The sequence below is a fragment of the Nocardiopsis tropica genome (assembly GCF_042660575.1).
In the GTDB taxonomy this organism is placed as follows: domain Bacteria; phylum Actinomycetota; class Actinomycetes; order Streptosporangiales; family Streptosporangiaceae; genus Nocardiopsis; species Nocardiopsis tropica.
Genome location: NZ_JBHSUF010000018.1, coordinates 16,045 through 42,867, shown reverse-complemented (window position 1 = coordinate 42,867; position 26,823 = coordinate 16,045). Strand labels below are relative to the sequence as shown.

Here is a 26,823-nt window from a genome sequence, read left to right as displayed (position 1 = left end):
ATGGACCAAGACCACAAGCACGGACGAGTGGGTCTGTGAGGAGCACTACCGGAAGATCGAGGGGGCGTGAGATGCGACGCGCACTGTCGGCCTCCGCCGACTGGGGGCCGATCCTGGTCCTGGCCGGAATCGCTGCCGCGGGAAGCTTCACCCATATCCGGGACCTGGCGGAGAAATCGGGGCAGCACGGGTGGATGGCGTGGGCCATCGCGGTATCGATCGACCTGACCTGTGTGATGGCTGCTCGGGAACGGCAGAGGGACGCGACTCGCAAGACCGCTGAGGGTGTGCTGACCTGGCCGACCGTGGTCCTGTTCGGGGCAGTGATCCTGACCCTGGCCGCGAACCTGGCGACAGCGCAACCGACCGTGTGGGGCTGGATCATGGCGGCGGTTCCCGCGGCTGCGTTCCTGGTCGCGATGTCGATGCTCGAACGCCGCGCGGCGCACCGGGTGCCGGCCCCCGACCAGAACCCGGACACGGTCGAATCCCCGGAGCCCTCGGAGGAGCGGGACGAGTTCCGGGTGACCGAGGTCCGCTGGCAGCAGACCGAGACCGTGCCCGCTCCGGAACCTCCTCCGGTCCCGGTGTCCTCACCGCCCGAACCCGCTCCGGCCGCCGTGGAACAGGGCCACCCGTTGGCGCCGTTCGCTGCGCAGCTGGCACAGGACTACCGCATCACCCACGGCCATGAGATCACCGTGACCGCGCTGCGCTCCCGACTCGGTGTCTCGGAAACGGTCGCCGCCTCCCTGCGCGAACAGATCACCAGCTAACAGAAAGGACAACACCATGCCGACCAAGAAGGTGAACTGCCTCGACTGCGCCGGTACCGGCCGCGTCGTGTCCGAGAAGATCGGACTCTTCGCCCGCCGCTACACGGCCTGCTCCACCTGCGGGGGCACCGGAAAGGTGACGGTGCTGTGCCGACCGTGAACAGCCGCCTGTGCTCGACCTGCAACGGCCACGGGGTCCTCGGTGAGGGAGACACCTGTCGAGACTGCTCCGGTTACGGCATCACCGCTACCTGACCGCAGCGGACCGGTCCTGCTTCCACACACCGGCCGTCCGCCGCAGAACCGCCTGACCAACCAACCCAACACGCGAATACGAACGAAGGAGAGGGCCTCGTGAACTGCTGGGAGAACCCCGCCAAGACCACCGCTACGACGCTCGGGGGGAGGAAGGACCGATGAGGCGCAACGAGACCTGCCGCAACTGCGGAGAGACGGTCAGCTACAGCGGACCGCTCGGCACCGTCCCCGAACGCTGCTTCGGCTGCCCCAAGTAGAAGAGAACGGCCATCCGGTCGATGGCCATGCCGCCCTACGGGGCGGTGTGGGGACCAACCGGGTCCGTCTGAAAGGAGCAGGAGGCGCTTTATGGGACAGCTGGAAATCTGTAGCAACTGCGGTGACCTGGTCTACAGCGACGGGAGGTCTGACTATCACCCGAACAAGTGCCCCAAAGCCTGACTCCAAGCCCGGGGTGCGGCGCTGCTTCCACACACCTACCGCACCCCGGTTCACCTACCCAACGAACCCAACACGCGAATGCAAGGAACGAAAGGGGCCCGACCAGCCTATGGCATCGAACGCCTTCGCCACGGTGCTCGCCGCGATGACCGCCGCGCACCACGTGGGCGACTACCTCACGCAGACCGATCACCAGGCACAGAACAAGGCCGACTCCTGGGCCGCGAACCAGGCGCACGTGGCCAGCTACCACCTCGCCCAGCTCGCCGCGGTCGGCATCGCCTCGCGGGCCCTCGGACTGCGGCTCTCCCCGGGGCGTCTGGCCGCCGGTGTGACCGTGTCCTGGGTGTCGCACAGCATCATCGACCGCCGGTGGCCGGTGCGCTGGTGGATGACCCGCACTCGCGCCTCCGCCTTCTACGAGGCCGGTGGGGCTCCGCACGTCGACCAGGCCATGCACCACACCGCGCTCTTCCTCGCCGCGCTCATCGCCACGTCGGGTGGTGACCGCCCGTGACCTGCCCGAGTTGCCACGGCGACGACATCACCGAGTACAGCTACGACGGCGGCAAGACCGTCACCGGTTACGAGTGCCGGGACTGCGAAACCACCTGGTGACCTGACCCGCTCGACCGCCCCGGCGACGGCGCTGCTTCCACACACCCGCCGCGCCGGGGCCTCACCTGTCCATGAAAGGCCCTGCTTCGTCATGCCCGAACCCGAACACCTCGGCGGTCTGATCGGTCCCGTCCTGGCGCGGATCACCGCGAGGGACGAGAACCACCTGGACCGTTGGATCGACCGTGCCCGCTCGCTCCGCGGCTGCTCCTGCCCCGTCCGTCTGACCGGCGAAACCACCCGTGTGGACGCCACCACGGGCGAACTGATCTCGCAGTACTCCACCGCCTCCGAACCGGCGAACGAACTGCTGGTGCGCTGCAAGAACCGGCGTGCCTCCCGTTGCCCCTCCTGCTCTGAGGAGTACCGGGCCGACACCTACCACCTCGTCAAGGCCGGTGTCGTCGGCGGAGACAAGGGCGTCCCGACTTCTGTGGGTGTGCATCCCCGGGCGTTCGTCACCCTCACCGCTCCCTCCTTCGGGGCGGTCCACCGGGGTCCGGGGAAGGACGGTCGCACGCGCGTCTGTCATCCCCGTAGGAACGGCTCGTCCTGCTTCAAGCACCACCGGGCCGAAGACCCCCTGGTCGGTCAGCCGCTCGATCCCAGCGTCTACGACTACATCGGCCACGTCCTGTGGCACGCCCACACCGGAGAACTGTGGCGACGGTTCACCCTGTACCTGCGCAACCACCTCGCCTCGGCCGCCGGCCTTTCCCGCACGGAGTTCTCCAAGCGGGTCCGGGTGTCCTACGCCAAGGTGGCCGAGTTCCAAGCTCGGGGAGCAGTCCACTTCCACGCGGTCGTGCGCCTGGACGGCTACACCAAGGACCCTTCCGGGTGGCCCCCTCCTCCGGTCTGGGCCAGCGTGGACATGCTCACCGCGGCTGTGGGCTCCGCCGCTCGGGCCGTCTCGGTCACCTCTCCCGAGGTCAACGGACGAACCTGGGAGCTGGTGTGGGGCAGGCAGGTGGACGTGCGTCCGATCGAGTCCTTCGGCCCCGACCAGGCACTCACCGACACTGCGGTGGCGGGCTACATCGCCAAGTACGCCACCAAGGCCGCTGAGGACACCGGCACCCTCGACCAGCGCATCCATGACATCGACCACGTGGACATGTCGCAGGTGCGCCCCCACGCGGGACGGCTTATCTACACGTGCTGGCGGCTGGGCAACGCGCGTCTGTACCCCCAGCTGGAAGACCTCAAGCTGAGGACCTGGGCACACATGCTGGGCTTCCGGGGCCACTTCTCGACCAAGTCCCGGCGCTACTCCACCACGTTGGGCAAGCTCCGCCAGGTCCGTGCCGACTATGCCGCCGGGCGCCCGTGGGATGCCGAGACCTTCACTCCCCTCGTGGTCCAGGAGGAGGAGTCCACGCTGACACTGAAGACCTGGCACTACCTCGGACAGGGGCTCACGCTCGGGGAGCTGGCGTTGGCGTCGATGGTCGCCGGGATAGGCCGCTCCACCGGTAAGGAGACGTCCCTGTGAAGACCCTCGACCGCCTCTGGACCCTGGACGAAGCAGCGGTCTATCTCGGGGTGCCCCCCAAGACCCTCTACCAGTGGCGCTACCTGCGCACCGGTCCCCCGTCGCACCGGGTGGGCCGCCATGTTCGCTACGACCCGACCGAGGTTCGCGCCTGGGTCCTGGACCAGGACTGAGGTGCTCTGATGGGACACGTACAGGATCTGTGGAAGACGCGGGACGGCAGGAAGACCGCTCGTCATGGAACGGGCAAGCGGTACCTCGCAGTGTGGAAGGACCCCAGCGGGGAACGGGCTACCGAGCTGTTCCGACGCAAGGTGGACGCAGAGAAGCACGTCTCGGTGATGGAGGCCGATCGTCTCCGCGGTGTCTATGTGGACCCGCAGGCCGGTCGGGTGACGGTCCGGGAGTACGCCGAGACCCGATGGCTCCCCCAGCTCGTCCACGTGGTCGAGAACACCCGGGAGACGTACGATCGGCATCTCCGGCACCGGATCTACCCGGCGTTCGGAGGACGCGAGATCGGGAGTGTGGCCCGCGCTGACGCCAAGGCCTTCGTGGCGCGGATGGCGGGTGACCCCAACCTGTCGGCGAGTACGGTGCACACGGCGTTCGCGACGCTGCGCATCATGATGCAGGCCGCCGTGGACGACGAGATCATCACCGCCAACCCGTGCTCACGGGTGAAGTTGCCCCGCATCGAGGGCAGGGTGATCGACCCGCTTCCGTCGGATGCGATCCTCGCCCTGGCGGACGAGATCAGTCCGCGCTACCGCGTGGCGGTCTTCCTCGGTGCCGGCGCCGGGCTCCGACGCGGTGAAGCGCTCGGACTCACGATCCCGAGGATCGACTTCGCCAAACGCCATGTGGACGTGCGGGTACAGGCCCAGAAGGGGAAGCTCGTTGAGCTCAAGACGAAGTACTCCCGGCGTATCGTGCCCGTCGACGACCTGGTGCTCGAAGAGGTGCGTCGACACATGGGCCTCTACGAACCCGCCCCGGGGAACGTGCTGATCAGCAACACGTGGCAGGCCGTCGCCAAACCCTCGGCGTTCAACTCGGCCTGGTCCAAGGCTGTCACCAAGGCAGGTCTTCCCGCGGGAACGCGCTTCCACGACCTGAGGCACTTCTACGCCTCGGCACTCATCGCCGCCGGGGTGAACCCGAAGGCCATCCAGCACCGGATGGGGCACGCCTCGATCACGGAGACCTTCGATACCTACGGCCACCTGTTCCCGGAGCATGAGGAGCTGGGACGCGGGGCGATAGACCTGCTCCTGCGGACCCGCTGATCGACCGGAGCAAACAGAGAGCAAACACGGTCGGCTCCCCCGCGCTGCGGCGCAGGTCAGGAAGGTGTGGAGGGGGGAGTCGGCCGGTAAGCCGGATTCTGTCGGTCCCCGGAGGGACCGGACGGTCATCCATCTGGGGCCGCCGTTGCCGACGGCCTCGGTGCGGTCTACCCGCGGACTCGGGCGGGCCGCCCTCGAACATCCGCGCAGGAGCCCGGAGGCTCCCTTTTTGACCTTGCTCCGGGTGGGGTTTACCAAGCCGCCCGGATCACTCCGGGCGCTGGTGGTCTCTTACACCACCGTTTCACCCTTACCACCGCGAGCGGTGGCGGTCTGTTTTCTGTGGCACTGTCCCGCGGGTCGCCCCGGGTCGGTGTTACCGACCACCCTGCCCTGTGGAGTCCGGACTTTCCTCGAACCCGCGCACCTGGCGCGGTCCGCGACCGTCTGGCCGACTCCCCTCGCCCCGCATTCTACGCCCGTTCCGGTCCTTCCCGACCCGCCCCGTCCCGGACGGGGGCCAGGTGGGCGGTGTCGTTGAGGGAGCGCACGAGCATCGGCCCGTCGGAGAAGACGTCCACCTCGGTCAGGCAGGCCGTGTCCAGGTGCATCCGGTACAGCGCGGCCAGCGGCGCCAGGACGGCCTGCTGCACCGTCAGCTTGATGGGGGTCACGTGCGTGACCACGAGGACGGTGCGCCCGCGGTGGCGTTCGACCAGCGCGTCGCGGGCCTTCGCGACCCGGCGGGCGACCGCCGCGAAGCTCTCCCCGCCCGGCGGCCCGACCTCGGGGTCGGCCAGCCAGCGGTCGACCGCCTCGGGCGCGCGCTCACGGGCCTCGGCGAACGTCAGTCCCTCCCACGCGCCGAAGTCGGTCTCCACGAACCCCTCGTCCACCTCGACCGGCAGTCCGAGCTCCTCCGCGGCGCGGGCCGCCGTGTCCCTGGCGCGCAGCAGGGGCGAGGACACCACGGCGTCGATCGGCCGCGCGGCCAGGCGGCGCGCGGCCGCCCCGGCCTGCGCGCGGCCCTCCTCGGTGAGGGGGATGTCGCCCCGGCCCGCGAAGCGCCCCTCCACCGACAGGGGCGTCTGCCCGTGTCGGAGCAGGACGAGCCGGGTCGGGGCGGTGTCGGGGGCTCCCCAGCCGGTGCTCACTGCTCGGTCCGGCCCCCCAGACCGGATTCCTCGGTCCGCACCAGGATGCGGCGGCAGTCCTCGCAGCGCACGACCTCGTCGGCGGCGTGGGCGCGGATCTCGTTGAGCTCGACCGTGCTCAGGGCGAGCTTGCAGCCGCCGCAGCGACCGTAGCGCAGCGGCGCGGCGCCGATCCCGTCGTACTGGGCGCGCAGCTTGTCGTAGAGGGCCAGCAGGTCGGCGGGGATCTCCCCCGCCACGCGCTCGCGGTCCTGGGCGACGCGGGTGCGGTCCCACTGGATCTCGGCGGCGGCGGTGTCGCGGCGGGCGACCACCGCGGTGTGCTCGGCGACGGCCTCCTCGCGCTCGGCGGTCAGTCGGGCCACCGTGGCGTCCAGCGCCTCCGCCCGCTCCATCACCTCCAGGACGACCTCCTCCAGCTCGGCCTGGCGGCGGCCCAGCGAGGCGATCTCGGACTGGAGGTTCTGCAGCTCCTTGGCGTTGGTGATCTGGCCCGACTCCAGGCGCTTGGCGTCCCGGTCGGCGCGGCTGCGCACCTGGTCCACGTCGCTCTCGGCCTTGCGCTGCTGGCGTTCGACGTCGGAGACCTTCGTCTGCGCGGCGATCAGGTCGGTCTCGAGCCGGTCGGCGCGTTCCTTGAGCCCGGCCGCCTCGGCGATCTCCGGCAGGGTGCGGGCCCGGTGGGCCAGGAGCTGGAGCTCGGAGTCCAGTTCCTGGAGGTGGAGCAGTCTGGCCTGTGCGGCGGGTTCGGCTTTCACTTGTACACGTCTCCTGGGGTGGCTGGGGAAGGCGAGAACGCCGCCCGCGCCCTACTCTGTGCGGCTCTGTGCAATTGGTGTCGGGGCCGCCCCTCGCGGGGCGGTGTGCTCTCAGACGTGCGGCAAGGCCTGTGACCAGGCGTCCGTCACCGTCGTCGAGACGCGTGTCTCCACGTTAGTCCCCCCGGGCTGCCCCGCGCGCCCGAGTGCGTCCACGAGACGGGCCGCCCCGTCCGCGAGCCAGGGCCACTCACTGGCGAAGTGGGCGGTGTCGATCAGGGCCGGGCCGCCCGGGTTCTCCACGAACTCCGAGGCGGGGTGGTGGCGCAGGTCGGAGGTGACGAACACGTCGACCCCGGCGGCGCGGGCGGCGCCGAGCAGGGAGTCCCCCGCTCCCCCGGACACGGCGACGGTGCCCACGACGCGGTCCAGGTCGCCGGCGACGCGGACCCCGGCGGCCGTGGCGGGCAGGGCGCGGGCCACCTGGGCGGCGAAGTCGCGCAGGACGACCGGGCGGTCGAGGGCGCCGATCCGGCCGATGCCCCGGTGGCCCTCGGGGTCGGTGGTGTCGGGGTCGAGGGGGCGCAGCGGCCCGGTGACGCCGACGGCGCGGGCGAGCGCGTCGGAGACCCCGGGCGAGGCGGTGTCCGCGTTGGTGTGCGCCGTGTACAGGGCCGTTCCCGAGCGGATCAGGCGGTGGACGATCCGCCCCTTGGGGGTGTCGGCCGCCACGCTGGTGACGCCGCGCAGCATCAGCGGATGGTGGGTGATGATCAGGTCCGCGCCCCAGGTGAGGGCCTCGTCGACGACCGCGTCGACCGGGTCGACGGCGAACAGGACCTTCGCGACGTCCTGCGCCGGGTCGCCGGCCACGAGTCCGACCGCGTCCCAGGAGGCCGCCCAGTGGGGCGGATAGACCTCCTCGAAGGCGGAGATCACGTCGGACAGGCTGGGGTGCGGGGTCGAGGAGCTCACGGCCATGAGACTAGCGCTCTCCCCGCCGACCGGCGAAGCGGTCGGCGCCGTGTCCGAGGCGGGCGCCGAGCGCGCGCAGCCGGTCGGCCACCCCGGGAGGGGCGTCGAGGTCGAACTCGGCGCCGAGGGCCAGCACGGCCAGCGCGTACTGGCAGGCCAGGTCGACGGAGTCGGTGCTGATCCTGACCAGGCACGTGTCCGGCCCCAGGGGTTCGATCCAGCCGGGGAAGGGGCCGTGGACGCGGGCGCGCAGGTCTGCGGCCGGCATCCGGACGGTGATCCGGGTGGTGTGCAGGTAGGTCGCCGCGGCGAACGTCCGCACCAGGTGGGCGGCCGGGTCGGGCGCGGGCAGCTCCCGGGGGGTGAACCGCCCGTGGGTGGCCCGGGGCCCGATGATGCGGTCGGTCCGGAAGGTGCGCCAGTCGTCGCGGGCGGTGTCGTGCGCGATGAGGTACCAGTGCCCGCCGTGGGAGACCAGGTGGTGGGGTTCCACCCGGCGGGAGCGGACCGCGCCCGACCGGTCCCGGTAGTCGAAGTCGGTGACCACGCGGTCGCGGCGGTGGGCGGCGAGCATGCCGAGCACCGACGGGTCCGCGCTCGCGGGCGCCGCGGGGTGGGCCACCGCGGACGTGGTGTCCCGGACGGCGGCCAGGCGCGGGCGCAGCCGGGCCGGCAGGACGCGTTCGAGTTTGGCCAGGGCCCGCAGCGCGCTCTCCTGGACCCCGGTGACGGTGACCAGGCCGAGGGCGATGGCGACGGCCTCGTCGTCGTCCAGGAGCAGGGGCGGGAGGTCGTTCCCCGAGGCCAGGCGGTAGCCTCCCGCGATGCCCGGGGTCCCCTCCACCTGGTAGTCGAGGTCGCGGAGCCGCTCGACGTCCCGGCGCAGGGTGCGCGCGCTGACGCCGAGGCGCCCGGTGAGCTCCGCGCCGCTCCACTCCCGCCTGGCCTGCAGCAGGGACAGCAGGCGCAGCAGCCGTTGGGGCATCCCCTTGCGGACCGATTCGCTCATGGATCCAGTCTGCCGGACATCGCGGTCACGTTGTGACCGCATCGGTTCCTACGGTGGCGCTGTGAACGAGACGAAGGGGAGCGCGGACATGTCGGAGATCCAGAACGCGGGGAAGGACCGGGGCCCGGCCGGTACCGGGGGCGGCACGCCACGGGCGGCGGAGTCCCTGGCGGCCCTCGTCGCCGGGCCGGTGCACGCGCCCGGGTCGGAGGGCTACGAGACGGCCCGCACGGGGATGCAGCTGCTGGACCGCCACCTCCCGGTCGCCGTGGTGGAGGCGCAGGACGCCGGGGACGTGCGGGCGGCCGTGGCCTGGGCCGCCGGGCGGGGCCTGCGGGTCGCGGCCCAGCTGACCGGGCACGGTCTCGGCTCGGGTCTCGGTGGCGGGGAGACCGTGGCCGGCGACGGGGAAGGCGGGACGGAGCGGCGGCAGGAGGGCGCCGCCGGGGCGGGGGGCGACCGGCCGCCGGCCGGCGTCCTCATCGCCACCGGCCGCCTGCGCGGTGTGCGGGTGGACCCCGGCCGGGCGACGGCATGGGTCGGCGCGGGATCCACGTGGCAGGACGTCATCGACGCCGCCGCGCCGTACGGGCTGGCGCCCCTGTCGGGCAGCGCCCCGGGGGTGGGCGCGGTGTCGTACACGCTGGGCGGGGGCGTGGGACTGCTGGCCCGCCGGTACGGGTTCGCCGCCGACCACGTGGCGCGGCTCGACATGGTGACGGCCGACGGACGGCTGCGCGAGGTGACGGAGGAGGCCGAACCCGAGCTGTTCTGGGCCGTGCGCGGCGGAGGCGGCGCGTTCGGCGTGGTCACCGGGATGGAGATCGGCCTGTTCCCGGTCGCGCGGCTCTACGGGGGCAGCCTGTACTTCGACGCGACCGCCGAGCCGGGTGTCCTGGACGCGTGGCGGCGGTGGGCGGAGACGACCCCGGAGGAGCTGACGTCGGGGGCCTCGATGCTGGCGTACCCCGACTTCCCGGGCGTCCCGGAGGCGATGCGGGACCGCCTGGTCGTCCAGGTGTCGGTGGCCTGGTCGGGCCCGCCCGAGGAGGGGCCCGCCCTGGTGGAGCCCCTGCGCTCGGCCGGCCCGGTGCTGGCCGACACCCTGGGGGAGCTCCCGTACGCCGATTCGGGCTCCGTCTTCGACGAGCACGACGACCCGGCCGGGTACCGGGGCCGCAGCGTCCTGGTCGACGGGCTGGACGCGGAGTCGCTGGGCGCCCTGACCCGGCTGGTCGGGACGGCCCCGTCGATGTGCGTGATCTGGCTGCGGCACCTGGGCGGCGCCCTGGCCCGCGAGCCGGGGAGCGCGAACGCGGTGGGGCACAGGGACGCCGCCTACGCCCTGACGGTGCTGACGTTCGCCGACGGGGAGGACACCGGGGCGTCGGAGGCCCTGCGCGAGCGGGCGGCGGGGCTGGTCTCCGACAGGGCGGTGGGGCGCTCGTCCACCCTGGGCTTCGGACCGATGGACGGGGCGGCGGTGCGCGAGGTGTTCGACCCCGGGGCCTACGCGAGGCTGACCCGGGTGAAGGCAGCGTTCGACCCGGACGGGGTGTTCCACTCCAACCGCCCGATCCCGCCGCGCGGCTGACGGGCCCTCCGGGGGCGTCGCCGGTGTGGCGCGTGGACCCCTGCCCGCGGCGAACGCGCACCCACGGCCGGTCCCCGCCGGAGGGACGGGACCACCGCGGGACGGCACACCGGGCCCGGGGGATCCGGCCGGATCCCCCGGGCCCGGTGTGAGCACCGGCACGGACGGTCCGCGCCCGGCGCCCCGTAGGCTTGACCGGCGATGAGCAACAGTGAGCAGCGGCGGCCCGCGTCCCCGGTCGGAGCCCACGTCCCGGTGGCCGGCGGCATGGCCGACAAGGGACTGGCCTACGCCGAGCAGATCGGCGCCGAGACGGTCCAGGTGTTCGTGTCCAATCCCCGCGGGTGGGCGACCAACGGCGGCGACCCCGGACAGGACGCCCGGATGCGCGAGCGCACCGACCTGCCGAAGTTCGTGCACGCCCCCTACCTGATCAACCTGGGCACCCCCGGCGACGAGACGGCCGGGAAGTCGGTCGCCTCCCTGGAGCACGCGCTGCGACGCTCCGCGCAGATCGGCGCCCTGGGCGTGGTGGTGCACACCGGCTCGGCGGTGTCCGGCGGACGCGAGGCGGGCCTGGCCCGCACCCGGGAACGGCTGATGCCGCTGCTGGAGAGGGTCGGCGAGGACGTCCCCCCGGTCCTGCTGGAGCCGATGGCCGGCCAGGGCCAGGTGCTGTGCGCCACCGTCGACGACCTCGCGGCCTACTTCGAGGCCCTGGAGTGGCACCCGCGGGTGGGCGTGTGCCTGGACACGGCGCACCTGTTCGCGGCCGGGCACGACATATCGACGGTGGAGGGCATGCGCGCGGCGCTGGACCGCTTCGGCGAGGTCGTCGGCGCCGACCGCCTGAAGGTCGTGCACTGCAACGACTCCAAGGCGCCCTGCGGGAGCAACAAGGACCGGCACGAGAACATCGGCGCCGGACACATCGGTGCCGAGCCGTTCGGGGAGCTGTTCCGGCACCCGGTCACCGCGGGCGTCCCGCTCGTCCTGGAGACCCCCGGTCCCGCCGGCCCGCACGCCGCCGACGTGGCCACGCTGAAGAAACTGCGCGAGGGGGCCTGACGCCTCCCCCGGCGCCGGCCCCCGGTTCCGGGCCGGTTCCTCCCGCGCGCGGGTTCGTCCCGCCGTTCCCGGATCCGTCGGCCTACGCCGCCTCGTCGCACGCGCGTGCGGCGTCGGCGACGGCATGGCGCGCGTGGAGGACCGCGACGGCCATCACCAGGCCGCCGGCCACGAACGGCAGCGCCAGGTCGATCCGTCCCAGGAGCCCGCCCAGGAACGCGCCCACCGGGGACAGGCCCCAGCCCACGGTGCGAAAGACCGTGGACGCGCGCCCGCGCACGTGGGCGGGGACGACCACCTGGAAGTAGGGGGACCCCGCGATGTTGCTCACGGCCAGGCAGAACCCCAGGAACGCCCAGGCGGGCAGGGCCACGAGGGCGTGCGGTGACAGGCCCATGGCGACCGCGGCGGCCGCCACCCCCAGGTAGCCCGCCATCATCACGGCCCGGCGGCCCAGGGCGGTGACCAGCCGAGCGGTCAGCGCGGACCCGAGGAGCCCGCCGACCGCTATCCCGCCGACGAACAGGCCGTACAGCGCCGCCGGGACGCCGAGTTCGTCCCGCGCGAACAGGACCAGGACGGCCATGCCCATCTGGATGCCGATCATCATCCCGGCGTTGGCGACCATGAGCCTGCGCAGCACGCCGTGGCCGAAGACGTAGCGGAACCCTCCGACCAGTTCCTCCACCGCGCTCCGCCGCGGCGCCCCGTCCCCCGGCCCGGCGCCGGCGTCCTCCGCCCCGGGCACCGGCCCGCTCCTGCGCAGGCGCGGCACCAGGCCCAGCACGAGGACGGCGCACAGCGCGTAGGCCCCCGCCGCCCCGGCCACCGGGGCCACGGCGGCGACGGCGAACAGCAGGCCGCCCACGGGGGACCCCAGGCAGTCCTGGACGACGAGGCGGCCGCCCTCCATCCTGCCGTTGGCGCGGTCGAGCCGGTCCCTGGCGACCACACGGGTGACCAGCAGGCGGCTCGCGGGGTCGGTCACCGTCTCGCAGCTCATGACCAGGAACATCGCCGCGTACAGCACCCAGAGGGTGGCCTGTCCCGCCGCGACCGCGACGGCGAGGCCGGCGATGGTCACGGCCGAGACGGCGGTGGACACGGCCATGGCGCGCAGCCGGTCGACCCGGTCGAGCAGCACCCCGGAGAAGGGGCCCAGGAGCAGCCAGGGCAGGTAGCGGGCGACGAGGAGCCCCGACACGGCGAGCGGGTCGTGGGTGAGGGTGGCGGCGACGAGCGGCAGGACGGTGGCCAGCACGCCGTCGCCGAGGTTGGTGGCGACGGTGGCGGCCCAGAAGCGGTGGAAGGGCCCGCCCAGGGGGGCGGGGCGGCGGGGGGAGGCGGCCGCTCCGCCGCCGGTCGGAGCGGGGGCGGCGGGCTCGGGCGCCCCGCCGGGGGGAGCGGGGGTCGCGGGCCCCGCGGAGGCGGGGTCCCCGGAGGGGACGGCGGGCACGGTCTCCCCGCGCTGTGGCTCGGGCGGCGTGGTCACGGGGTTCCTCCAGCTCGGGGGGTACGGAGGGTGCGGGGCCGGCTCCCGGGTCAGGACTCCCGGGGGGCCTCCTCCGCCGGGTCCCGGGGCCCGGCGGATTCCTCGGGGGACTCCGGGCGCCCGCCGCCCGGCAGGCGGGGGAAGAGGTTCGTCTGGAGCTCGACGTTCTCGGTGTCCGGATGGCTCTCGGACGTGCGTCCCTGGTACCGCGCCGCGGACGTCCTGAGGAAGTCCGTGAGGGCCCGACCGAACTCGTGACTCTCCTCCGGGGTCATCCGCACGGTGGTGACCGAGTCGAAGGCCGCGTCCTTCCACCGGCGCACGTCGGCCGACTGCTCGGTCCGCCAGACGCTCGCGGTCCATTCCCGGAACCGCGCCTCCCTCTCCTGGTAGTAGCGGCCGAGGACCGTCTCCGCGACCGTGCGGGTCTCGGGGTTGCCGAGGAACTCGTGGCCGCGCATCCTCCAGCCCCCGGGCCGGATCCGCCACCAGCGCTCGCGGCCCCCGGAGCGGCCGGGGGCGGCCTCGATGAACCCGTACCGGGACAGCTGCCGCAGGTGGTAGCTGGTCGATCCGCTGCTCTCCCCCAGCCGCCGGCCGAGGATGGTGGCGGTGGCCGGTCCCTCGAACTTGAGCTCGTCGAGGAGGCGCGCGCGCAGCGGGTGGGCCAGGCCGCGCAGGGCCTGCGCGTCGATCTGCATCGACGGCGGGGTCCCGGGGGCCGGCGGGTGCTCGTGGTCGTCGCTGTCCGTCATGCCCCCACCCTAAAACAAATTTCCCTTTGCAAAGAGGGTTCTGCAAAGTTTTCTCGGCATCGGTCGTCACGGGCGGGGCCGCCCGTCCGCGCGACCGCCCGAGCGCTCCGGCCCGACCCCGCCCGCGGCCTCGGCCGCGGCCTCGGCCGCGAGACCCGCGACGGCCTCGTCGCACAGGCGGGCGCCCTCCGCGATCGCCTTCCGGAAGACCACGACCCCGCCCACCATGACCGCGCCCCCGACCAGGCACGGCAGGACGAGGTCGATCCGGCCGAGGAGCCCGCCCATGAGCGCGCCGAGCGGGGCCAGGCCCCAGCCGACGGTGCGGAAGACCGCCGAGACCCGGCCCCGCAGACGGTCGGGGACCACGGTCTGGAAGAAGAGCGAGCCGGCGATGTTGGAGGTCGTCATGCAGAACCCCAGCAGCCCCCAGGCCGCCCCGGCGACCCACACCTGGGGAAACAAGCCCATCAGCACCAGGCACACGCCCATTCCGGCGTGCCCGCCCACCATGACGGCCCGGCGGCCGACCGCGGCGGCGAGGCGCGTCACGACCAGCGAGCCGGCCACGCCCCCGATCGCGACGGTACCCAGGAAGACCCCGTAGAGCGCCGCGCCCACCCCCAGTTCGCGCTGGACGTAGAGCACCATCACGGCGGTGCCCGTCTGCATGCCGATCATCGTCGCGGCGTTGTTGAACATCAGTCCGCGCATCACGCGGTGCCCGAGGACGTGGCCGAACCCCTCCCCGAGCGAGCGCAGGACCCCCTGGCCGGCGTCGGCGCCCCCGCCGGCCTCAGCCCCTCCCGCGTCCGTGCCGTGCGCGGCAACGGGGGTCGCGGCGCGGCGCAGCAGGGCCGCGACGGTCGCGGCGAGGACACCGCACAGGGCGTAGGACAGGGCGACGCCCGCCACCGGCAGCACGGCGGCGACCGCGAAGAGCACACCCGCCACCGGTTTGGCCACGCAGTCCTGCGCGATCAGCCGCGCACCCTCCAGGCGGCCGTTGGCCCGGTCGAGGAGCCGCCCGGGTACGACCCCGGCCACCGTGATCCGGGTGGCCGGGTCGGTGACGGTCTCACAGCAGACCACCAGGAACAGGGCCGCGTACAGGAACCCGACCGCGGCGTTGCCCGAGGCGATCACCAGGGCGAGCAGGGCGACCGCCGCGGCGGCGATCCCGTTGGACACGGCCATGGCCCGGAGCCGGTCCACCCTGTCCAGCAGCACTCCGGCAAGGGGTGCGACCAGGAGCCAGGGCAGGAACCGGGCGGCCGCCAGCCCCGCGACGGCCAGGGGGTCGTGGGTGAGGGTCGCGGCGACGAGGGGGAGGGCGGTGACGAGCATCCCGTCGCCGAGGTTGGTGAGGGCGCCGGCGGCCCAGAGCCGGTGGAAGGCCGCGCCGAACCGGGCGCTCGGGGCCGCGGCGGGCGGGGAGGTTTCGACGGCCATGGGGGGCTCCTGTGGGTCGGGGTGCCTCCACCGTAAGCCAAAGTTTTCTTTGCAAAGAGGAGACTGCAAAGAAAACTTTGTCGATACGGAGCGCATCCGCCCCGGCGGACGAACGAACCCCCACCGCTCCTCGTCCCCTCGGCGCCCATGGGCGACAATGGACGCGTGCCCCGTACACGGGCGGGTCGAGGAGAGGAGATGTCGCCGGATGGAACCGGTCTCCATGGTCATCGGAGCGACGATCGCGCTCGGCGGTTTCCTCTTCGGCCGCCTGATGACCCAAAGGCAGTCGAGGACCGCCCTGGAACAGCAGCGCAGGCAGGAGCAGGCCCGCGTCCTGAGCGGTCCGCAGAACCCGCAGCCCCTCTGCGGCTGCGGCCACCACCTGGTCTTCCACGACCAGGAGACCAAGAGGTGCCAGACCCAGGTGGTCATCCCCGGCCGCTGGACGGGGCAGACCAGCTCCACCTACCGCCAGTGCATGTGCCAGGGGTACCGCGGCCCCCTCCCCCTCGACGAGTACTACGCCCCCGACTACCTCAACGGGACCGACGGCTGACCCGGCCCGGCCCCGCCCCGGCGGCGGGGCGGGGCGGGTTCCCCCGGCGACGGCCCCAAGGCCCGCCGGGCGACCCCTCCCCCGCGGAGCCGACCCACCGCCACCCTCCGTGAACGAAACCGGCCCCGACCGCAAAGACGCCGCCCGCGGCAGGGCCTGCGCACCCTCCCCGTCGGGCGAACGCCCCCGGGCGCCGGCCCGCGACGCACCGCGGCCGCCCGCGCCGCGCCCCCGCCAGGGCGGCCCGGCCCCGCGCCGCCGGGACGCACGGGCCGCCCGGAGCCGCCCGTGCCCGCGGCGGGAACGCACCGGCAGGAAACCGGCACACCGCACAGGACCGCACACGGCGGACACCCGCGGAGCCGCCCCGGGAGCGGACACGCACCGCGCATGCCCGCGCCGCGGCGCCGCGGGACACGACCGTCGCCACAGTGCGGGAACCTGGGACGCGAGGACGCACCGGGATGACAATGTCCTCCCCCGCCACGAGAATGTCCCCGCACCGAACAGCCAGAGAGTGGACGTTAAGACAGTGACGACCCCTGTGACACCCACGATCGACCAGCGCATCGCCGAGGAACTCGGCGTGGGCGCACACCAGGTCACCGCCGCCGTCGGACTCCTCGACAGCGGATCGACCGTGCCCTTCATCGCGCGTTACCGCAAGGAGGCCACCGGCGCGCTGGACGACGCCCAGCTGCGCGCCCTCGAGGAACGCCTGCGCTACCTGCGGGAGCTGGCCGAGCGCCGGACCGCGATCCTGGAGTCGATCCGCAGCCAGGGCAAACTGGACGACGAGCTGGAGGCGCGCATCAACGCGGCCGACTCCAAGGCCCGTCTGGAGGACATCTACCTCCCCTACAAGCCCAAGCGCCGGACCAAGGCGCAGATCGCACGCGAGGCGGGGCTCGAACCCCTGGCCGAGGGGCTGCTGGACGACCCGGGGCAGGACCCCCAGGAGGCCGCCGCCGCCTTCGTCGACCCGGACCGCGAGGTGGCCGACGTCAAGGCCGCGCTGGACGGCGCCCGCGCCATCCTGGTCGAGCGCTTCGCCGAGGACGCCGACCTCACCGGGGTCCTGCGTGAGCGGCTGTGGGAGAAGGGGCGCCTGGGGTCGGCCGTGCGCGAGGGCAAGGAGGAGGCCGGCGCCAAGTTCGCCGACTACTTCGACTTCTCCGAGCCGCTCACCAAGCTGCCCTCCCACCGGGTCCTGGCCATGTACCGGGGCGAGAAGGAGGAGGTGCTCACCCTCACCCTGGAGCCCGAGGAGCCCCCGGCCGCGAACGCCGACGGCACGACGCCCCGCAGCACCTACGAGAACGCCATCGCCCACCGCTTCGGGATCGTGGACCGGGGCCGCCCCGGCGACCGGTGGCTCCAGGACACCGTCCGCTGGGCGTGGCGCACACGCATCCTGGTGCGCCTGGACATCGACGTGCGGATGCGACTGTGGCAGCAGGCCGAGGACGACGGCGTCAACGTGTTCGCCGCCAACCTGCGCGACCTCCTGCTCGCCGCCCCGGCCGGCAGCCGCTCCACCCTGGGGCTGGACCCCGGTCTGCGCACCGGCGTGAAGGTCGCGGTCACCGACGCCACCGGCAAGGTGGTCGCCACCGACACGATCTTCCCGCACGCGCCCCGCCACGACTGGGACGCCTCCCTCGCCTCCCTGGCCAGGCTGTGCGCGGCGCACGCCGTCGAGCTGATCGCCATCGGCAACGGCACCGCCTCGCGCGAGACCGACAAGCTCGCCGCCGACCTGCTCCGGCTCCACCCCGAGCTCGGACTCACCAAGGTGATGGTGTCGGAGGCCGGGGCGTCCGTGTACTCGGCCTCCGCCTACGCCTCCGAGGAGCTGCCCGACCTGGACGTGTCGCTGCGCGGCGCCGCCTCCATCGCCCGCCGCCTCCAGGACCCCCTGGCGGAGCTGGTCAAGATCGACCCCAAGTCGATCGGGGTGGGCCAGTACCAGCACGACCTGGCCGAGGCCAAGCTGTCGCGCTCCCTGGACGCCGTGGTCGAGGACTGCGTCAACGGCGTGGGCGTGGACGTCAACACCGCGTCCGTGCCGCTGCTCACCCGCGTGTCCGGCGTGACCTCGACCCTGGCGCGCAACATCGTCTCCCACCGGGACGCCAACGGCCCGTTCCGGAGCCGGGACGCCCTGCGGTCCGTGCCGCGACTGGGCCCCAAGGCGTTCGAGCAGTGCGCGGGCTTCCTGCGCGTGCCCGGCGGCGACGACCCGCTGGACACCTCGGCCGTGCACCCCGAGGCCTACCCGGTGGTGCGGCGCATCCTGGACCGCGTGGGGACGGACCTGCCGACGCTGATCGGCGACAAGGCGGTCCTGTCCAAGGTGCGCCCCGAGGAGTTCGTGGACGACACCTTCGGCCTGCCGACGGTCACCGACATCCTCGCCGAGCTGGAGAAGCCGGGACGCGACCCGCGCCCGGCCTTCACCACCGCGACCTTCAAGGAGGGCGTCGAGAAGCTGTCGGACCTGGAGCAGGGCATGGTCCTGGAGGGCGTGGTCACCAACGTCGCCGCCTTCGGCGCGTTCGTGGACGTGGGCGTGCACCAGGACGGCCTCGTCCACGTGTCGGCGCTCTCGGACAAGTTCGTCGAGGACCCGCGCGAGGTGGTCAAGCCGGGCGACATCGTGAAGGTCAAGGTGCAGGACGTCGACATCCCGCGCAAGCGCATCTCGCTGACCATGCGCCTGGACGACGCGGCCCCGGCCCCGGGCGGGCGCGAGGAGCGGGGCGGCCGGGGCGGGGACCGCCGCCGCGGCGGCGGGAACGGCGAACGCGGCGGCGCCCCGAAGGCCGACGGCGGCCGGCGGAGCGGCGGCGGAGGGGGTCGCGGCCAGAACAACCGCAACGCCCCCGCGCCCCAGGGGGCGATGGCCGACGCGCTGCGCCGCGCGGGCCTGGGCAAGTAGCGGAAGGCCCCGGCGCCGCGGGGGCGGCGCCCCGTCCGGCAGTTCGGAGGGGGAGGGACCCGCGCGGGTCCCTCCCCCTCACACCCGGTTCCGCCCCGGTTCCGGGCCGGGCGACCCGTCCGGCCCGGAACCGGTCGCGCCCGCGGACGGGCGGTATCCGGGCCTCGCCGAGCCTCCGTGGACCGGGCGGCGCTCAGCCGCTCGCGCCGCGCACCCGGTCGCTCAGGGCGCGGAGCAGGTCCTCGGCCACCGGGAGCGCCCGCAGCTCCTCCGGGCCGGGAAGGCGGTCTTCGGTCCCGTCCCCGAGCTCGCGGACCTCGTTGTGCAGGCGCTCCATCGTGACGTCGAGCCGGTTGGCGGTCTCCGCCGCCTCCCTCAGCTCGTCGAGCAGGTCCCGGGGCACGTCCTTGGCGTACTTGTAGTAGATCTTGTGCTCCAGGCTCGCCCAGAAGTCCATCGCGATCGTGCGGATCTGGATCTCCACCGGGACCTGCTCGGTGCGGTCGGACATCCGCACCGGCGTCTCGACCAGCAGGTGCAGGCTGCGGTAGCCGTTGGCCTTGGGCGCCTCGACGTAGTCCTTGACCTCCGTCACCCGGATGTCCTCGTGCCCGGCCAGCATGTCCCGGATCGTGTACACGTCCGAGACGAAGCTGCAGGTGATGCGGATACCGGCGATGTCCAGGATGGTGGCCCGGATGTCCCCCAGGTCCAGCGAGCAGTTCCGGCGGCGCGCCTTCTCCATGATGCTGGCGGGCGACTTCAGCCGTGAGCTGACGTGCTCGATCGGGTTGTGGTCGTGGACGTAGCGGAACTCCTCGTTGAGGATGTTCACCTTCGCCATCGTGGTGTCGATGGCGAACTTGTACGACATCAGGAAGCGCGCCACGTCGTCGCGCGCCTCCGACAACGCCTTGGACACGTCGTCGTCCCCCACCATCGGCCACCCCCCGTGTCCCCGTAGCCTCATGCTAGCGCCAGGGTCGCAGTGGGCACGGGGCCGCCCGGGCCCTCCTACCTGGGTGTGAGGGGGACCTCCGACCAGAGCGCGCGCAGGGGCTCCGCGTCCGCGGAGCTGAGCGCGTCCTCGACGTCCCACACCTTCACGGCGGTGGCGCCGGCGGTCACGGCGGGCCACCCCGGGTCCCCCGTGGCGGCGAAGTCGCGCCAGGCCGCCACCATGCGCCCGGACAGGGCCGTGTGGGCCTCGGTGGGCTTGCCGTCGAGGAGGAACAGCGCGAGGTCCGTGTCCAGGTTGCCGAACGCGAACGGCAGGTCCAGCGCGTGGCAGGCCCCCAGCCGGCCGCCCAGTGCGGGGCTCTCGAAGGCCAGCCGGAAGAGGTGCGCGCGTCCCCCGCCGGAGGCGTGCGCCTCGGCGAGGCGCACCGTGTACTCGCCGAACACGGCGTCGCCCTGGATGGCGGCGTACAGCAGGCGCGGGGAGGCCCCGGGGTCCGCCGCCCGGTAGGCGGCGACCGCGCCCTCCCCGAGCCCCAGGCGGGCCGCTGTCAGCTCGAGGGCCGACTCGTCGTCGATCTCCACGCTCTGCCCCAGTTCGGTGAACAGCCGGTACTCGTGGGCGTTGTGGCCGGTGAGCAGGTCCACCCCGGCCGCCGCTCCGCCGGCGACCGCCTCCAGCGGGGGCAGGGGCAGCTCGGGCCCTCCGACGACGGGGGCGAAGCAGGTGAAGGCCTTGGCTCGCACGCCGCCGGAGGAGCCGGACGGGGCGGAGAGCACGGCGTCGACGGCCTCCAGCACCGCCTCCGGCGCGAGCGCGGCGAGGGCGTCGGCGTCCAGGGGCACCCCGGCGGCCCCGGCCACGCGCTCCGAGACCGAGCGGGCGGTGTCCGGGGTGATCATGTCTCCGGGGACGCTGTGCGCGATCGCCCGGCGGAAGAGCCCGTCGGCGACGGGGGAGGCCATGAGGCACACCACGGACCCGGCTCCGGCCGACTCCCCCGCGACCGTGACGTTGTCCGGGTCGCCGCCGAAGGCCGCGACGTTGTCGCGCACCCAGCGCAGCGCGGCCGCCTGGTCGAGCAGGCCCCGGTTGTCGGGGCGGCCCGGCACGTGGCCGAAGCCCTCGAAGCCGACCCGGTAGTTGAGGCCGACGACCACGAGTCCGCTCTCGGCCAGTACGGTGCCGTCGTAGGCGGCCTCGGAGGAGGCCCCGACGATGTACGCGCCGCCGTGGATCCACACGAGGACGGGCGCGCGGTCGCCCTCGCGCGCGGCGGACCACACGGTGAGCGAGAGGCAGTCCGGGGACATCCGCGCGTTCCAGGGCGCGGCGCCGAGGAGCTGGGCGCCCTGCGGGGGCGGCGGGCCGAAGGCGGTGCAGTCGCGGACGCCGTCCCAGGCGGGTGCGGGGGCGGGCGCCGAGAAGCGGAGGTCGCCGAACGGCGCCGCGGCGTAGGGGATGCCGCGGTGGACGGTGACCCCGCCGTTCTCGGATCGCTGGGAGACGGTGCCCCGGACCCGTCCGGCCCTCGTCCTCACTGTGTGCTCGGCGTCCACGTGCGTCCTTCCCTCGGTTCACGACACTCCCACCTAACAACGTTAGGTATAGGCGCGCAAGCCCCCTGCCCCACCCCTCCGCCTCCGGCGGGCCGGACGCCCCGCCCGCACGGCGGCCGGTAACATACCACCCGGTCGGTATGAGCACACGAACGAAGGGTCCCCATGCGCGCCATCCAGATCACCGAGTTCGGCGGCCCCGAGGTCCTCGAACTCGCGGAACTGCCCGACCCCGAGCCCGGCCCCGGCGAGGTGCTCGTCGACGTCACCCGCTCGGGCGTCAACTACGCCGACACCCACCAGGCGGAGAACAGCTACCTGTCGCCCGCGTCCCTCCCCCTCGTGCCCGGCATGGAGATCGCCGGACTCACGCCGGACGGCCACAGGGTCGTCGCCCTGTCCTCCAGCGGCGGCTACGCCGAACGGGCCGCCGCGGCCCCCGGCATGAGCTTCGAGATCCCCGACGAGGTGACCGACGACGACGCCCTCGCCCTGGTCGTCCAGGGCGCCACCGCGTGGGTCCTGCTGAGCAAGACGGCGCGGCTGGACCCCGGCGAGTCGGTCGTGGTGCACGCGGCGGGCGGGGGCGTGGGCACGCTCGCCGTCCAGCTCGCCAAGCGGTTCGGCGCGGGGCGGGTCGTCGCGGTGGCGAGCAGCGGGGAGAAGCGCGAACTGGCGCTGCAGCTGGGCGCGGACGCCGTCGTGGACTCCTCGGCGCCGGACATGACCGAGGCCCTGATCGAGGCCAACGGCGGACGCCGGGTGGACGTCGTGCTGGACATGGTCGGCGGCCGGGTGACGGACGAGAGCGTGCGGGCCCTCGCCCCGTTCGGCCGCCTGGCGTTCTACGGGATGGCCTCCCGGGAGCTGCCCAGCCCGGTCCAGCCGGCCAACCTGATGAAGTACTCCACCACGGTGGGCGGCATGTGGCTGCCCCACGTGTGGCGGCTGCCCGGCGAGGTCATGGGAACGGCGATGGCGGAGCTCTTCTCCCTGGTGGCAGCAGGGAACCTGAAGCCGGTGCTCGGCGGGACCTATCCGCTCGCCGAGGCCCGCCGGGCACACGAGGCGCTGCGGTCCAGGGGCACGATCGGCAAGCTCACCCTCGACCCCCGGGCGTGATCCCCCCGGTCGGGCAGGGGTCGAGCGCGGCCTTTACGTCGTAGATTCTCCGGTGCGGCCGGGACCGGCGCGTTCGACCGCCACCGCGGCGGGACCCGCGGGGCCACAGGTCCCGCGGGACCGGCGCCGGCCCCCGGGCGCGGGGGCCGGCGCGGCCGACGGCCGCGCCCCCGGCCGGCCTACTCGGACGGGGACCGGTAGACCAGGTCGGCGTACTCGCGGTGCCGCTGGATCCAGCCCTTGACGAACGGGCACAGCGGCAGGACCGCCAGGCCCCGCGAGCGCACGTCGTCCAGCGCGCCGCGAACCAGGGCGCCGCCCAGCCCCCGCCCCTCGAAGGCGGGGTCGATCTCGGTGTGGGTGAAGGTGACCAGCTCGCCGGTGAGGATGTACTCGGCGTACCCGGCGGTCTCGCCGTCGGCGGTGATCTCGTATCGGCGCTGGTCCGGTCGGTCGGCGACGTCGGTTGTCATGGGGAGTCCTCTGTCTGTGGCTCGGAGGCGGGGGACGGTGGCCCGCGCCGCCATTGTCCCGCTTCCGCGCCGCTCGCGCCCCTTGCGGCACGCGCCTCCGGGGACATAGAGTCTCCGTTGCATACCGACCAGTCGGTTTAAGGAGAACGTGATGACTTCCCGGTTCAGCGGCCGGACCGCCATCGTCACCGGCGCGAGCCGCGGCATCGGCCTGGCCGTCGCCCGGCGACTCGTCGACGAGGGCGCGCGCGTGTGCGTCACCGCGCGCAAGCCCCAACCCCTCCAGGAGGCCGTCGAGGCCCTGGGCGGACCCGGGCACGCCATCGGCGTGCCCGGTCGGGCGGACGACCCGCGTCACCAGGACGAGGCCGTCGCCGCGACCCTGGAGGCCTTCGGCAGCGTCGACATGTTCGTCAACAACACCGGCATCAACCCGGTGTACGGGCGGATGGTGGACCTGGACCTGGACGCCGCCCGCAAGATCTTCGAGGTCAACGCCCTGTCCGCGATCTCGTGGGTGCAGAAGGCGTACAAGGCCTGGATGGCCGAGCACGGAGGGGCGATCGTCAACGTCTCCTCGGTCGCCGGACTCAAGCCGGCCCCCGGCATCGGCTTCTACGGGGCCACCAAGGCGATGCTCCTGCACATCACGGAGGAGCTCGCCGTCGAACTCGGCCCCGGCGTCCGCGTGAACGGGGTCGCCCCGGCCGTGGTCAAGACCAGATTCGCCGCCGCCCTGTACGAGGGACGCGAGGAGAAGCTCGCCGCCGAGTACCCCCTGGGCCGCCTCGGCGTGCCCGAGGACGTCGCGGGCGCGGTCGCGTTCCTGCTCTCGGACGACGCCTCCTGGATCACCGGCCGCACGCTCGTCCTCGACGGCGGCGTCACCCTGACCGGGGGCGTGTGACATGGACCTGACCGACAGCGGGGCGGTCGTCACCGGCGCGGGCAACGGCATCGGCGCCGCCATCGCGCGCAGGCTGGCCGGGGCCGGGGCGCGCGTGGTGGTCAACGACATCGACGCGGGCGCGGCCGAGGCCGTGGCCGCGGAGATCGGCGGGGTCGCGGTCCCGGGCGACGCCGCGAGCGAGGCGGGCGTGACCGCGCTCATCGCCGAGGCCGGGGCCCACCTGGGCGCCATCGACCTGTACGCCGCCAACGCGGGGGTGGGGGTGGCCGGGGGCCCCGAGGCCTCCGAACAGGACTGGGACCTGGCCTGGCAGGTCAACGTCATGGCGCACGTGCGCGCCGCGCGGGAGCTGGTGCCCGGCTGGCTGGAGCGGGGCAGCGGACGCTTCCTGTCCACCGTCTCGGCGGCCGGCCTGCTCACGATGCTGGGCAGCGCGCCGTACTCGGTGACCAAGCACGCCGCCCTGTCCTTCGGCGAATGGCTGTCGGCCACCTACGGAGACCGCGGGATCACCGTCCAGTGCGTCTGCCCGCTCGGGGTGCGCACGAACCTGCTGGAGGCGTCCGGGGACACCGGCAAGGCCATCCTGGCGGCGGAGGCCATCACCCCGGAGGAGGTCGCGGACGCCGTGATGGCCGGCCTGGCCGACGGGCGGTTCCTGATCCTGCCCCACCCCCGGGTCGCCGACCACTACGCCGCCAGGGCGAACGACACCGACCGCTGGCTCGCGGGGATGCGCCGCCTCCAGGCCAAGGTCTTCGAGGGGAACGCATGAGCGACGAACGAACCGGCCTGCCGGGGCTGGACCTGGACCGCCTGCGCGCCCACCTGGACGCCGCACGGCCGGGACTGGTCACGGGACCGCTGCGCGGAAGGGTGGTCGCGGGGGGCAGGTCCAACCTGACCTACGTGGTCCGCGACGGGACCGGCGAATGGGTCGTGCGCCGGCCCCCGCTCGGGCACGTGCTGGCGACCGCCCACGACATGTCCCGCGAGTACCGGGTGATGACCGCGCTGCGGGACACCGGGGTACCGGTCCCCCGCACCCACCTCCTGTGCGAGGACCCGGAGGTGCTGGGCGCGCCCTTCTACGTCATGGAGTACGTGGGGGGAACGCCCTTCCGGACCCGGGACGAGATCGCGCCGCTGGGGCCGGGCACCGCCCGCAGGGTCGCCGAGGAGCTCATCGCCACCCTCGGCGTGCTGCACGCGGTGGTGCCCGAGGAGGTCGGGCTGAGCGGCTTCGGCCGCCCGGAGGGGTTCCTGGAACGCCAGGTGCGCAGGTGGGGCAAGCAGTGGGAGGCCTCGCGCAGCCGGGACGTCCCGGGGATCGACGAACTGCGCGCGAAGCTGGCCGCGACCCTCCCCGAGCCGTCGGCCCCCGCCGTCGTGCACGGCGACTACCGGCTCGACAACGTGCTGGCGACCCCGGAGGGGCGCATCACCGCGGTGCTGGACTGGGAGATGGCCACGCTCGGCGACCCGCTCGTGGACCTGGGCCTGATGCTCGTGTACCAGCAGCAGCCCGTCGGGATCGGCGGGGTCCCGGCGACGTCCGCCGAGGGGTTCCCCCCGCCGGAGGAGCTGGTGGCGATGTACGCGGCCACGACCGGCCGTGACGTGTCCCGGCTCGCGTGGTACGTGGCCCTGGGCTGCTTCAAGCTCGCCGTCATCGCCGAGGGCATCCACTTCCGGCACGGCAAGGGACTGACCGTCGGCGCGGGCTTCGACCGGATCGGCGACGTGGTCGCCCCCCTGGTGGAGCGCGCCCACACGATGCTCGAGGAGGACTGATGGACTTCGCCTACGACGAGGGGACCGAGGAGCTTCGCCAGAGGCTGCTGGCCTTCATGGACGAACACGTCTACCCGGCCGAGGCGGTGCTGGAGGAACAGCTCGCCGCGCGGGAGGACCGGTGGTCGACCGCACCGGTGGTGCGCGAGCTCCAGGCTCGGGCGCGCGAACAGGGGCTGTGGAACCTGTTCCTGGCCGGACACCCGGAGCACGGCGGGTTGGCCAACCTCCGGTACGCGCCGCTGGCCGAGATCACCGGCCGCAGCCCGAGGCTGGCGCCCGCCGCGCTCAACTGCGCGGCGCCCGACACCGGGAACATGGAGGTGCTGACGATGTTCGGCACCCCCGAGCAGAAGAAGCGCTGGCTGGAGCCCCTGCTGGCCGCGGACATCCGCTCGGCGTTCGCGATGACCGAGCCGGAGGTGGCCTCCTCCGACGCCACCAACATCACCACCAGCATTGTCCGTGACGGTGACGAGTACGTGGTCAACGGGCGCAAGTGGTTCATCACCGGCGCGCTCAACCCCGAGTGCGCGGTCTTCATCGTGATGGGCAAGACCGACCCCGACGCCGACCGGCACCGCCAGCAGAGCATGGTGCTGGTGCCGCGCGACACCCCGGGGCTGACGCTGCGGCGCGGCATGTCCGTGTACGGCTTCGACGACAGCGACCACGGCGGCCACGCCGAGGTCCTGTTCGAGGACGTGCGGGTGCCCGCGGAGAACCTCGTCGGCGGGGAGGGCGAGGGGTTCGCCATCGCCCAGGCCCGGTTGGGCCCCGGCCGCATCCACCACTGCATGCGGCTCATCGGCATGGCCGAGCGGGCCCTGGAGCTCACCTGCCGGCGCGTGCTGGACCGCGTGGCGTTCGGGCGGCCCCTGGCGGAGCAGGGCGTGGTCCGCGAGTGGATCGCCGAGGCGCGCGTGTCGATCGAGCAGCTGCGGCTGCTGGTGCTCAAGACCGCCTACCTGATGGACACGGTCGGCAACCGCGGCGCGCACACCGAGATCCAGGCGATCAAGATCGCCACCCCGCGCACGGTGGAGTGGATCATGGACAAGGCGATCCAGGCGCACGGGGCCGCCGGGGTGAGCCAGGACCTGCCGCTGGCCGGCTGGATGGCGGGCGTGCGCTCCCTGCGGCTGGCCGACGGCCCCGACGAGGTGCACCTGCGCTCGCTGGGCCGGGCCGAGCTGCGCAAGTACCGCTAGCGCGACGGAAGGCCCGGGACGAGCACGGCCCGGGTGCCCGCGGCGCCCCGGAGGTCGCTGTGCGTGTGCCCGCGTTCCCCGGGAACGCGCACGGCGGCCGGGGGCTCCCGCGCCGTCGGACACCCGGGCACGGGGCGGAGGCCCGGAGGAGCACGGCCCGCG

General features: G+C 73.5%; 25 protein-coding genes and 1 other RNA gene. 15 read left to right on the top strand and 11 right to left on the bottom strand.

The window, feature by feature from the left end:
• Positions 1–71 precede the first annotated feature (71 nt).
• From ACFQBR_RS25330 to ACFQBR_RS25305, 6 genes are all read left to right on the top strand, one after another.
• Complete coding sequence (locus tag ACFQBR_RS25330) at positions 72–776, top strand: DUF2637 domain-containing protein (protein WP_344184439.1); 705 nt, start codon at positions 72–74, stop codon at positions 774–776.
• Positions 777–792: 16 nt separating this feature from the next.
• Positions 793–936 carry a molecular chaperone DnaJ gene (locus ACFQBR_RS25325; RefSeq protein ID WP_344184440.1) on the top strand — a complete coding sequence of 48 codons (144 nt, stop codon included), beginning with the start codon at positions 793–795 and terminating at the stop codon, positions 934–936.
• Positions 937–1,584: 648 nt separating this feature from the next.
• Positions 1,585–1,992: a DUF3307 domain-containing protein gene (locus ACFQBR_RS25320; RefSeq protein ID WP_344184441.1), complete on the top strand. Its 408-nt coding sequence runs from the start codon at positions 1,585–1,587 to the stop codon at positions 1,990–1,992.
• A gap of 192 nt (positions 1,993–2,184) precedes the next feature.
• Positions 2,185–3,588: a replication initiator gene (locus ACFQBR_RS25315; RefSeq protein ID WP_344184442.1), complete on the top strand. Its 1,404-nt coding sequence runs from the start codon at positions 2,185–2,187 to the stop codon at positions 3,586–3,588.
• Entirely contained in the window at positions 3,585–3,761 is a 177-nt protein-coding gene (locus ACFQBR_RS25310; protein ID WP_344184443.1) for a helix-turn-helix transcriptional regulator, read from the top strand. The genes ACFQBR_RS25315 and ACFQBR_RS25310 overlap by 4 nt, the downstream gene beginning before the upstream one ends.
• A gap of 9 nt (positions 3,762–3,770) precedes the next feature.
• A complete protein-coding gene (locus tag ACFQBR_RS25305; RefSeq protein ID WP_344184444.1) occupies positions 3,771–4,877 on the top strand; it encodes a tyrosine-type recombinase/integrase in 1,107 nt (368 codons plus the stop codon).
• Positions 4,878–4,948: 71 nt separating this feature from the next.
• Here ACFQBR_RS25305 and rnpB read toward each other — a convergent pair.
• The 5 genes from rnpB to ACFQBR_RS25280 form a co-directional block, all read right to left on the bottom strand.
• Positions 4,949–5,336: RNase P RNA component class A (gene rnpB, locus ACFQBR_RS25300), an RNA gene on the bottom strand.
• A gap of 14 nt (positions 5,337–5,350) precedes the next feature.
• On the bottom strand, positions 5,351–6,031 hold the full coding sequence (locus tag ACFQBR_RS25295; protein WP_267949111.1) for a histidine phosphatase family protein: 681 nt from the start codon (positions 6,029–6,031) through the stop codon (positions 5,351–5,353).
• Positions 6,028–6,789: a zinc ribbon domain-containing protein gene (locus ACFQBR_RS25290; RefSeq protein ID WP_344184445.1), complete on the bottom strand. Its 762-nt coding sequence runs from the start codon at positions 6,787–6,789 to the stop codon at positions 6,028–6,030. The genes ACFQBR_RS25295 and ACFQBR_RS25290 overlap by 4 nt, the downstream gene beginning before the upstream one ends.
• 111 nt (positions 6,790–6,900) lie before the next feature.
• Positions 6,901–7,770, bottom strand: a complete 870-nt coding sequence (locus ACFQBR_RS25285) for a Nif3-like dinuclear metal center hexameric protein (protein WP_344184446.1) — start codon at positions 7,768–7,770, stop codon at positions 6,901–6,903.
• Between the two features lie 4 nt (positions 7,771–7,774).
• On the bottom strand, positions 7,775–8,773 hold the full coding sequence (locus tag ACFQBR_RS25280; RefSeq protein ID WP_344184447.1) for a helix-turn-helix transcriptional regulator: 999 nt from the start codon (positions 8,771–8,773) through the stop codon (positions 7,775–7,777).
• Here ACFQBR_RS25280 and ACFQBR_RS25275 point away from each other — a divergent pair.
• Together ACFQBR_RS25275 and ACFQBR_RS25270 are read left to right on the top strand one after the other, a co-directional pair.
• Positions 8,772–10,367 (top strand): FAD-binding oxidoreductase, encoded by a 1,596-nt coding sequence (locus tag ACFQBR_RS25275; RefSeq protein WP_344184448.1) that lies wholly within the window; start codon positions 8,772–8,774, stop codon positions 10,365–10,367. The two genes, ACFQBR_RS25280 and ACFQBR_RS25275, sit on opposite strands and share 2 nt — an antisense overlap.
• 201 nt (positions 10,368–10,568) lie before the next feature.
• Positions 10,569–11,435 carry a deoxyribonuclease IV gene (locus ACFQBR_RS25270; protein WP_344184449.1) on the top strand — a complete coding sequence of 289 codons (867 nt, stop codon included), beginning with the start codon at positions 10,569–10,571 and terminating at the stop codon, positions 11,433–11,435.
• A gap of 82 nt (positions 11,436–11,517) precedes the next feature.
• Here the strand turns inward: ACFQBR_RS25270 and ACFQBR_RS25265 are convergent, their stop codons facing one another.
• The 3 genes from ACFQBR_RS25265 to ACFQBR_RS25255 form a co-directional block, all read right to left on the bottom strand.
• Positions 11,518–12,927, bottom strand: a complete 1,410-nt coding sequence (locus ACFQBR_RS25265; protein WP_378554591.1) for an MFS transporter — start codon at positions 12,925–12,927, stop codon at positions 11,518–11,520.
• Positions 12,928–12,977: 50 nt separating this feature from the next.
• Complete coding sequence (locus ACFQBR_RS25260; RefSeq protein ID WP_344184451.1) at positions 12,978–13,682, bottom strand: ArsR/SmtB family transcription factor; 705 nt, start codon at positions 13,680–13,682, stop codon at positions 12,978–12,980.
• Positions 13,683–13,748: 66 nt separating this feature from the next.
• On the bottom strand, positions 13,749–15,134 hold the full coding sequence (locus tag ACFQBR_RS25255; RefSeq protein WP_344184452.1) for an MFS transporter: 1,386 nt from the start codon (positions 15,132–15,134) through the stop codon (positions 13,749–13,751).
• Between the two features lie 208 nt (positions 15,135–15,342).
• On the opposite strand from ACFQBR_RS25255, the gene ACFQBR_RS25250 reads away from it, so the two are divergent.
• Together ACFQBR_RS25250 and ACFQBR_RS25245 are read left to right on the top strand one after the other, a co-directional pair.
• Positions 15,343–15,693 (top strand): hypothetical protein, encoded by a 351-nt coding sequence (locus tag ACFQBR_RS25250; protein WP_267949102.1) that lies wholly within the window; start codon positions 15,343–15,345, stop codon positions 15,691–15,693.
• 544 nt (positions 15,694–16,237) lie between these two features.
• Positions 16,238–18,634: a Tex family protein gene (locus ACFQBR_RS25245; protein ID WP_378554588.1), complete on the top strand. Its 2,397-nt coding sequence runs from the start codon at positions 16,238–16,240 to the stop codon at positions 18,632–18,634.
• Between the two features lie 193 nt (positions 18,635–18,827).
• Here ACFQBR_RS25245 and ACFQBR_RS25240 read toward each other — a convergent pair whose 3' ends face one another.
• A complete protein-coding gene (locus ACFQBR_RS25240) occupies positions 18,828–19,574 on the bottom strand; it encodes a GTP pyrophosphokinase (protein ID WP_267949098.1) in 747 nt (248 codons plus the stop codon).
• A gap of 74 nt (positions 19,575–19,648) precedes the next feature.
• On the bottom strand, positions 19,649–21,151 hold the full coding sequence (locus ACFQBR_RS25235) for a carboxylesterase/lipase family protein (protein ID WP_344184077.1): 1,503 nt from the start codon (positions 21,149–21,151) through the stop codon (positions 19,649–19,651).
• A 165-nt stretch (positions 21,152–21,316) separates the two neighbouring features.
• Between ACFQBR_RS25235 and ACFQBR_RS25230 the strand changes: the two genes are divergently transcribed.
• Positions 21,317–22,273, top strand: a complete 957-nt coding sequence (locus tag ACFQBR_RS25230; RefSeq protein ID WP_344184078.1) for a quinone oxidoreductase family protein — start codon at positions 21,317–21,319, stop codon at positions 22,271–22,273.
• A 179-nt stretch (positions 22,274–22,452) separates the two neighbouring features.
• Here ACFQBR_RS25230 and ACFQBR_RS25225 read toward each other — a convergent pair whose 3' ends face one another.
• Positions 22,453–22,746 carry a GNAT family N-acetyltransferase gene (locus ACFQBR_RS25225; protein WP_267949095.1) on the bottom strand — a complete coding sequence of 98 codons (294 nt, stop codon included), beginning with the start codon at positions 22,744–22,746 and terminating at the stop codon, positions 22,453–22,455.
• Positions 22,747–22,897: 151 nt separating this feature from the next.
• Between ACFQBR_RS25225 and ACFQBR_RS25220 the strand changes: the two genes are divergently transcribed.
• Genes ACFQBR_RS25220 through ACFQBR_RS25205 form a run of 4 tightly spaced genes read left to right on the top strand, consistent with a single transcriptional unit; the run spans position 22,898 to position 26,661 of the window.
• On the top strand, positions 22,898–23,653 hold the full coding sequence (locus ACFQBR_RS25220) for an SDR family oxidoreductase (RefSeq protein WP_267949094.1): 756 nt from the start codon (positions 22,898–22,900) through the stop codon (positions 23,651–23,653).
• A 1-nt stretch (position 23,654) separates the two neighbouring features.
• Positions 23,655–24,431, top strand: coding sequence for an SDR family oxidoreductase (locus tag ACFQBR_RS25215; RefSeq protein ID WP_344184079.1), 777 nt, complete (start codon positions 23,655–23,657; stop codon positions 24,429–24,431).
• The gene (locus ACFQBR_RS25210) at positions 24,428–25,450 is read left to right on the top strand and encodes a phosphotransferase family protein (protein WP_267949092.1); all 1,023 of its coding nucleotides are present in this window, start codon (positions 24,428–24,430) and stop codon (positions 25,448–25,450) included. The genes ACFQBR_RS25215 and ACFQBR_RS25210 overlap by 4 nt, the downstream gene beginning before the upstream one ends.
• On the top strand, positions 25,450–26,661 hold the full coding sequence (locus ACFQBR_RS25205; RefSeq protein WP_344184080.1) for an acyl-CoA dehydrogenase family protein: 1,212 nt from the start codon (positions 25,450–25,452) through the stop codon (positions 26,659–26,661). Before ACFQBR_RS25210 ends, ACFQBR_RS25205 begins: the two co-directional genes overlap by 1 nt.
• Positions 26,662–26,823 lie beyond the last annotated feature (162 nt).